Origin of the sequence: Streptomyces griseorubiginosus, assembly GCF_017614965.1 — a bacterium.
Taxonomy (GTDB): domain Bacteria; phylum Actinomycetota; class Actinomycetes; order Streptomycetales; family Streptomycetaceae; genus Streptomyces; species Streptomyces griseorubiginosus_B.
Genome location: NZ_WVUG01000491.1, coordinates 1 through 4,004, shown reverse-complemented (window position 1 = coordinate 4,004; position 4,004 = coordinate 1). Strand labels below are relative to the sequence as shown.

3 protein-coding genes are annotated in these 4,004 nt (G+C 74.5%); all 3 read left to right on the top strand.

Annotation, left to right across the window (positions count from 1 at the left end):
- Positions 1–168: 168 nt before the first annotated feature.
- Positions 169–1,098 (top strand): hypothetical protein, encoded by a 930-nt coding sequence (locus tag GRC12_RS42460; RefSeq protein WP_208785787.1) that lies wholly within the window; start codon positions 169–171, stop codon positions 1,096–1,098.
- Positions 1,099–1,163: 65 nt separating this feature from the next.
- Positions 1,164–1,619 (top strand): cobalamin B12-binding domain-containing protein, encoded by a 456-nt coding sequence (locus tag GRC12_RS42455; protein ID WP_133043067.1) that lies wholly within the window; start codon positions 1,164–1,166, stop codon positions 1,617–1,619.
- Positions 1,616–4,004: FAD/NAD(P)-binding protein (locus GRC12_RS42450; RefSeq protein ID WP_208785786.1), on the top strand; the 2,389-nt coding region annotated here is incomplete at its 3' end. The genes GRC12_RS42455 and GRC12_RS42450, both read left to right, overlap by 4 nt.

Below are 4,004 nucleotides of genomic sequence, written 5' to 3'. Positions count from 1 at the left end.
TGTGTATAAGAGACAGGTGCGGGGGTGGGGGGCTCATGGGGTACCTCCAGGGACTGCGCGGACCGAGACCCCCGCACGGTGCCGCCCCCCTCTCGATACGCCCTGAAGTCACCCTTGAGCCGGTCTACGGAGCATGCCGGGCCTCGGAGCAAAGAGGAGGAACCGGTGATGCAAGCGAACGTCAGCGACGGGCCCGCGAGGCTCGGGCGCCGTGGAGTGCTGTTCGGAATGGCCTCGGGCGCGGTCGCGCTGCTGCCCACGCCCGCGCTCGCCCAGCAGGGCACGCGCGGCCGGCGTGCCGGGCAGCTCGTGGAGGCGGTGGCCGCGCCCGACGCACTGACCCTCAGCACGGACTCGGTGACCGCGGGCGCGGTGACCCTGCGCGCCACCACCCCCGACCAGAAGCAGCAGCACCCCCTCGGACTGGTCAGGCTGCGGCCCGGCGTGACCCTGGTGGACTTCCTGACCCACTACCGGCAGGCCGCCACCGCCACCGACCCGGCCGAGCGCCGCACCGGCCTCGCCCTCATCGACAGCGAGGCCCGCTACTTCGGCGGACCGGCGGTCAGCGCGGTGGGCGGCCCGGTCGAGACGAGCTGGATCCTCGCACCCGGCACCTACCACCTCGTCGACTACACCACCGTCGACCCCGCCCACCCCGAGCGCGTACGCACCCTCACCGTGACCGGCACCCGCCCGCAGGGCCGACTGCCCGTCACCGCGCACACCATCGCCCCGTACGACGACGGCGACCAGGGCCGCTACCTCACCGCCCCCACCCTGCCCGCCGACGGCACCTTCCAGGTCGTCAACCACACCGCCCAGCTCAACGAGGTGATGTTCCTGCGCACCACCCCGGGCGCCACCGAAGCCGACGTCACCGCCTGCATGGAGGCGCTGCGCAAAGGCCAGCAGCCGCCGGTGTACCCCTTCGTCGGCGTGCCCGTCGGACTCACGCCGCTGCAGCCCGGCGCCTCCGCGGCCTTCTCCCTCGCCCTGCAGCCCGGCAGCTACCTCCTCACCTCCTTCATCAGCAACCGGCAGACGCTCGTCAAGCGCGCCTTCGAGGGCATGTGGCAGCTGGTCACGCTCCGCTGACCCACCGTCGCCCCTCCCCCACGAGAGCCATCAGCCAGTCCTACGCGAGAGAGAGATGAGCAACTATGAGGACGGTGGCCCCACGAGACGGGCGACGGCGCGTCCTGCTGTCCACGGTCTCCTCGGACGCCCACACCTGGAACCTGGTCTTCCTGCAGCTGCTGCTCGAGGAGATGGGCCACGAGGTCGTCAATCTCGGGCCGTGCGTACCCGACCGGCTGCTGCTCGACTCCATGCGCCGCGTCCGGCCCGACCTGCTCGTGGTCAGCACCGTCAACGGCCACGGCCGCCTCGACGGGGCACGCGTGATCCGCAAGCTGCGCGCCGACCCCGTCGCCGGTGACGTCCCCGCCGTCATCGGCGGCAAGCTGGGCATCGACGGCGACGAGGGCACCGCGGCCGCCCGGGCCCTGGTCGACGCCGGTTTCGACGCGGTGTTCACCGACACCGCGGACGCCTCGTCGATCGGCCGGCTCCTCGGCGCGCTGCCGCAGCGGGCCGCGGAGGGCAGGGCGGTATGACGGAGCAGTCTGTGCGCGGCCGTTCCCCCGCCGACCTGGGCGACCGGGTGCGCCGGGCGGCGGACGCGGGCCGTCTCGTCGTACAGCCCCGGATGGGGATGGCCGCCCCGGACGCGATGGCAGCGGGGCTGCGGGCGGTGTGCTCGCTGCCGTTCCCGACCGTCGGCACCCTCACGCTGGACAGCTACACCCGGGTCGGCGACCACGACCACGCGCGGGCGGCACTGGCCGCGGGCGACCCGCTCAACGGCTTCCCGCTGGTGGCGCACGGCCCGCGGGTCACCGCCGAGGTCGCGCGGGCGGCCGGGGAGCGGCCGGTGCAGGTGCGGCACGGCTCCGCGCTGCCGCGGGACATCTTCCGCACGATGGTGCGCGCCGGGCTGTCCGCGAGCGAGGGCGGCCCGGTGTCGTACTGCCTGCCCTACGGCCGCACCCCGCTCGCCGAGTCGGTCGCCAACTGGCGTGCGGCGACGGCGGAGTTCGCCGGGCTGAGCCGGGACCGCGGGCTGCGCGCGCATCTGGAGACCTTCGGCGGCTGTCTGCTCGGCCAGCTCTGCCCGCCCTCCCTGCTGGTGGCGACGAGCCTGCTGGAGGCCCTCTTCTTCGTGCAGCAGGGCACCCCCAGCGTCTCGCTGAGCTACGCCCAGCAGACCGACGCCCGGCAGGACGTGGAGGCGCTGACCGCGCTGCGGATCCTCGCGGACGCCTGGCTGCCGGGCCATGTCGACCGGCATCTGGTGCTCTACACGTACATGGGTGTCTTCCCGGGCAGTCCGCTGGGCGCCCGGCTGCTGATGGACCGCAGCGCTGAGCTGGCGGTGCGCGGCGGCGCCCAGCGGCTCGTGGTGAAGACCCCGGCGGAGGCGCTGCGGCTGCCGACCGTCGCGGAGAACATCGCCTCGCTCAGGTCGGCCGACCGCGCCGCCGAACGGGCCCGGGCGGACAGCCGGATCCCGTGGGCGCACGAGGTGGACCCCGGTGAGGTACTGGCCGAGGCCGGGGCGCTGGTCGAGGCGACGCTGGAGCTGCACGAGGACGTGGGCACCGCGCTGACCCGCGCCTTCGCCGCCGGGATCCTGGACGTGCCGTTCTGTCTGCACGAGGACAACCGGGGGCTGGCCCAGGCGGCGGTCGACGGGGAGGGCCGGCTGCGCTGGACGAGGACCGGGCGGATGCCGCTGCCGCGCCGGGTGGGCGCGTCCCCGGGCCCGGTCACGGCGGGCCGGCTGCTGCAGATGCTGCGCTACACCGCCGACCGGCACGACCTGCTCGCTCTGGAGGCGGCCCCGGAGTCCGGTTCGGCCGGATTTCCCGAACCACTCCCTGGGGACACGCCGCCCGAGCCGTACCGGATCGCGGTGGTGGGCACCGGGCCGCGCGGCATCTCCGTGCTGGAGCGGCTGGCGGCCCGTCTCGCCGAGCGGCCCGCGCCGCGTCCCGTCGAGGTGTACGCGATCGACGCCGTGGAGGTGGGGCCGGGCCGTATCTGGCGTACGGACCAGCCGCGTTGGTCGATGATGAACACCGTCTGCGGTGAGGTCACCATCTTCTCCGGCCTCCCGGACTCCGGTCCCGCCCGGGCGGGCGCCGGCCCCTCGCTGTACGAGTGGTGGCGCCTCGTCGAACCGGACCGGGCCGCCCCCGACGTGTGCGCGCCGCGCCGGCTGTACGGCCAGTACCTCGCCTACGCCCTGGACCGGATCGAACAGACGCTGCCGCCGGACACGCTCCGACTGCGGCGGCTGCGCCGGTACGTCGAGACGGTCGTCCGCGAGCCGGACGGACGGTATCTGCTCTCACTCGGCGGCGGGGAGCAGCTGCGCGCCGACCGGGTGGTGCTGACGACCGGCCATCCGCTGCCCGAACTCCGGCCCGGACAGCGCGCGTTGGCGGACTTCGCGGCGACGCGCCCCGGGCTTCGGTATGTGCGCGGCGACTCGGCGGTCGACATGCCGCTGGGCGACGTCCCGCCCGGCAGCACCGTAGGGGTCATCGGCCTCGGGCTGTCCTTCTACGACGTGCTCGCCGCCCTCACCACCGGGCGCGGCGGCCGGTTCGTGCCGGCCGACGGGGGCGGACTGCGGTACGTGCCCTGCGGGCGGGAGCCGGTGGTGGTGGCCGGGTCGCGCAGCGGAGTGCCGCTGCTCGCCCGGGGCCGCAACCAGAAGGGGCCCCGGCACACTTACCGACCGCTCCTCTTCACCCGGGAACGGATCCGCGCCCTGCGCCGCCGCGGACCACTCGACTTCCGGGCCGACGTCCTGCCATGGCTGCTGGCCGAGGTGGAACTGGTCCGCTGCGCAACGGCACTGCAACGGGCCTACGGCCCCGACATAGCCGAACGCTTCCGCTACGAGGCGGTGGAGGCGGTACGCGCGTGGGGAG